This window comes from Streptococcus mitis SK575 (genome assembly GCF_000257865.1).
Taxonomy (GTDB): Bacteria; Bacillota; Bacilli; order Lactobacillales; family Streptococcaceae; genus Streptococcus; species Streptococcus mitis_CQ.
In genome coordinates this window covers 1-3873 of record NZ_AICU01000030.1, presented here as the reverse complement: position 1 = coordinate 3873, position 3873 = coordinate 1, and the positions used below count along the sequence as shown (strand labels likewise).

Below are 3873 nucleotides of genomic sequence, written 5' to 3'. Positions count from 1 at the left end.
CTTTGATTTTCATTGAGTATCAATCTGTACCCATACAATTACATTTTTTTTATCTTGTGATTCCTTCTGTTCTGAATTAAAATGAAATGGTAGCTACCAATATAAATGATGAGGAAAAAGAAATGACTGAAAATCGTTATGAATTAAATAAAAACTTGGCACAGATGCTCAAGGGTGGTGTAATCATGGACGTTCAGAACCCTGAACAAGCCCGTATTGCAGAGGCTTCTGGTGCGGCTGCTGTGATGGCCTTGGAGCGGATTCCAGCTGATATTCGTGCAGCTGGTGGTGTTTCCCGTATGAGTGATCCAAAGATGATTAAGGAAATCCAAGAAGCGGTTAGTATTCCAGTAATGGCCAAGGTCAGAATCGGGCATTTTGTTGAGGCTCAGATTTTAGAGGCCATTGAGATTGACTATATCGATGAGAGTGAAGTTTTATCTCCAGCAGACGACCGTTTCCATGTGGACAAAAAAGAATTCCAAGTTCCTTTTGTCTGTGGGGCTAAGGACTTGGGTGAAGCCTTGCGTCGTATCGCTGAAGGTGCTTCTATGATTCGTACTAAAGGAGAACCGGGTACAGGAGATATTGTCCAAGCTGTTCGCCATATGCGTATGATGAATCAGGAAATTCGCCGCATTCAAAATCTACGTGAGGACGAACTTTATGTTGCTGCCAAGGATTTGCAAGTCCCTGTAGAATTGGTCCAATATGTTCATGAACATGGAAAATTGCCAGTTGTAAACTTTGCGGCTGGAGGCGTTGCAACGCCAGCAGATGCGGCGTTAATGATGCAATTAGGGGCAGAGGGGGTCTTTGTAGGTTCAGGTATTTTCAAGTCAGGAGATCCTGTTAAACGAGCGAGTGCTATTGTTAAGGCCGTGACTAACTTCCGTAATCCTCAAATCCTAGCTCAAATCTCTGAAGATTTAGGAGAAGCCATGGTTGGTATCAATGAAAATGAAATCCAAATTCTCATGGCAGAGCGAGGAAAATAGATGAAAATCGGAATATTAGCCTTGCAAGGTGCTTTTGCAGAACATGCAAAAGTGCTAGAGCAATTAGGTGTTGAGAGTGTTGAAATCAGAAATCTAGATGATTTTCAGAAACATCAGAGTGACTTTTCAGGTTTGATTTTGCCTGGTGGGGAATCTACAACCATGGGCAAGCTCTTACGTGACCAGAACATGCTGATTCCTATCCGAGAAGCAATTCTATCTGGTTTACCTGTTTTTGGAACTTGCGCGGGTTTAATTTTGCTGGCTAAGGAAATTACTTCTCAGGACGAGCATCATCTAGGAACTATGGATATGGTGGTCGAGCGAAATGCCTATGGGCGCCAATTAGGAAGTTTTTACACGGAAGCAGAATGTAAGGGAGTCGGTCAGATTCCAATGACTTTTATCCGTGGTCCAATTATCAGCAGTGTTGGAGAAGATGTAGAAATTTTAGCAACAGTTGATAATCAAATCGTTGCAGCCCAAGAAAAAAATATGTTGGTAACTTCTTTTCATCCAGAATTGACTGATGATGTGCGCTTGCACCAGTACTTTATAAATATGTGTGACAAAAAGATAGTGGAATAAAAAGTGATAAATCAAGTTTTGATTCGCTTTTTCCAAAGAATCATTTTTTAAGTCATCTGACAGTATTCTGTGATTTTAGATTTATTTACGATAAATTAGAAAAGAATGATTGTTTTGACTTAGGGCATAAAGATTATATGCTGAATATGGTGTTCAAGTATCTTTTATTGAAAGCACTTTAGAGGATGGAGTTAAAATACTATTCTATACTCCTTAATACTCTTCGAAAATCTCTTCAAACCACGTCAGCTTTATCCGCAACCTCAAAGCGGTGCTTTGAGCAACCTGCGGTTAGCTTCCTAGTTAGCTCTTTGATTTTCATTGAATATATAGTGGTTTGAAATAAGATGTGTGCAACTTGATTAGGGAAATCAAATTAATTTCTAGAAATGTTTTAGTATCCACGATGTACTATTCTAGTTTCAATTTACTATAAAAATGATGTATGGGATTGGTCAAAAAGAACACTTTGAAAATAGCAAAAAACGAGTATCTCTACAGATGGAGATACTCGTTCTATTATGTATAAAGCTATGAGTCTGTCGTCCTACGTAAGGTGCGCGTCGAAGGTTATACCTAAAAAACTCCAAACGCGATACAATAAAGGGGATTAAGCCAATTCTAAAGATTTTTTAAGAGGTAAGTGATGAGTTAAGATCAATGGTGTTTTAACAAGGTGAAAAGGGTCAGTACATTTTACAACGTTTTTTATTTTATTCTTTGGTATTCTTTTGCAAAAAAAGAATACAACATTTTGTTGTATCCTAAATATTAAATCAAGTCCTGAATTTTCTTAAGTTTTTATCATATTTTCTGTTATAATTAAGGTGCCTTAAGAAAAATATTAATGTGCCTTAAGAAAAATATTAACGTGCCTTAAGAAAAATATTAAGGTGTCTTAAGAAAAATAATGAAAAAACTAAATGTTTTTCATATAGTTTTCATTGTTTTAATAGTTTAAAGTCAATCTTATTTTTCTCTAATAGAAAATAATGAAAAAGTAGGTTTAGAAAGAGGTAAGTATCTATGTCTTCTCATAAAAAAGTGTCACTCTCTGAGATTAATCAATCTATCGATACTCCAAATAACAATCATTTCTGGCAAAATTTAAAGGCCTTTTTAGGTCCGGGTGCTCTTGTTGCAGTTGGTTATATGGATCCAGGAAACTGGATTACCAGTGTAGTCGGTGGTGCTTCCTATAAGTATAGTCTCTTGTTTGTTATCTTGATTTCATCTCTCATTGCCATGCAACTTCAGCAGATGGCAGGAAAGCTTGGTATTGTAACCCAGATGGACCTGGCTCAAGCAACGGCTCATCATTCACCTAAATGGCTTCGTTATAGTCTATGGGTGATTTTAGAATTAGCCTTGATGGCGACAGATCTGGCAGAAGTTCTAGGTTCAGCGATTGCTCTCAATCTTCTCTTTAAGATTCCGATTATGATAGCAATTCTCTTGACCGTGTTGGATGTTTTTCTCTTATTGCTTCTGATGAAATTTGGCTTTAAGAAGATTGAAGCTATTGTGACAACACTGATTTTAACCATTCTAGCAATTTTTACCTATCTGGTAGCTTTGTCACATCCAAGCTTCCAAGGAATCGTTGAGGGTTATCTACCGAATGCAACCTTATTTGAAAGTCCCTTGCCAGGGCATGAAAGTCAATTAACCTTGGCACTAGGGATCGTGGGAGCAACTGTTATGCCTCATAACCTCTATTTGCATTCATCCTTGTCACAGACTCGTAAAATCAATCACAAGGACAAAAATGATGTTCGAAAAGCCGTACGCTTTATGACCTGGGATTCTAATCTCGAGTTATCCTTGGCCTTTGTCGTTAACTCCCTTCTTTTGATCTTAGGAGCGGCTCTCTTTTTCGGCCATGCATCCGAGATTTCTGCCTTCTCTCAAATGTATAATGCCTTGCAGGATTCTACTATTGCAGGAGCTATAGCTAGCTCGACCTTATCAACCTTGTTTGCCTTGCTACCTGTCATGATAGTTGCAGTTCTGTTTGGTCATCAGGAAAAAACCTTGGATCAGTTATTGGTCTATTCACAGGTCTTTCTTTCAATCGCTCTTCCGTTTTCAATCTTCCCTTTGATTTATTTAACTTCTAAGAAATCACTGATGGGCGAATTTACCAATGCTAAATGGAATACCATCCTTGGTTATATTGTTTCCATTATCTTAACAATTCTCAATGTGAAATTGTTATTTGATATTTTCTAAGAAATTCACCCGAGTTATAAAACAAGCATATAAGAAAAAAGATACCCAAGATTTC

The 3873-nt window shown here is 37.6% G+C and carries 4 protein-coding genes; all 4 read left to right on the top strand.

Annotation, left to right across the window (positions count from 1 at the left end; translation table 11 throughout):
• Positions 1-122: 122 nt before the first annotated feature.
• Positions 123-998 (top strand): pyridoxal 5'-phosphate synthase lyase subunit PdxS, encoded by an 876-nt coding sequence (gene pdxS / locus HMPREF1048_RS05230; RefSeq protein ID WP_000138537.1) that lies wholly within the window; start codon positions 123-125, stop codon positions 996-998.
• Positions 999-1586, top strand: coding sequence for a pyridoxal 5'-phosphate synthase glutaminase subunit PdxT (gene pdxT, locus HMPREF1048_RS05225; protein WP_000689962.1), 588 nt, complete (start codon positions 999-1001; stop codon positions 1584-1586). It begins immediately after the preceding gene.
• The gene (locus tag HMPREF1048_RS13725; protein ID WP_474104115.1) at positions 1583-1768 is read left to right on the top strand and encodes a transposase; all 186 of its coding nucleotides are present in this window, start codon (positions 1583-1585) and stop codon (positions 1766-1768) included. The genes pdxT and HMPREF1048_RS13725 overlap by 4 nt, the downstream gene beginning before the upstream one ends.
• An 844-nt stretch (positions 1769-2612) precedes the next feature.
• Positions 2613-3818 carry an Nramp family divalent metal transporter gene (locus HMPREF1048_RS05220; RefSeq protein ID WP_000094596.1) on the top strand — a complete coding sequence of 402 codons (1206 nt, stop codon included), beginning with the start codon at positions 2613-2615 and terminating at the stop codon, positions 3816-3818.
• Positions 3819-3873 lie beyond the last annotated feature (55 nt).

What these genes read in the sequence shown, in the direction of transcription:
- pdxS (WP_000138537.1), top strand. Translation starts at nt 123, where the DNA reads ATGACTGAAAATCGTTATGAATTAAATAAAAACTTGGCACAGATGCTC.
- pdxT (WP_000689962.1), top strand. Translation starts at nt 999, where the DNA reads ATGAAAATCGGAATATTAGCCTTGCAAGGTGCTTTTGCAGAACATGCA.
- HMPREF1048_RS05220 (WP_000094596.1), top strand. Translation starts at nt 2,613, where the DNA reads ATGTCTTCTCATAAAAAAGTGTCACTCTCTGAGATTAATCAATCTATC.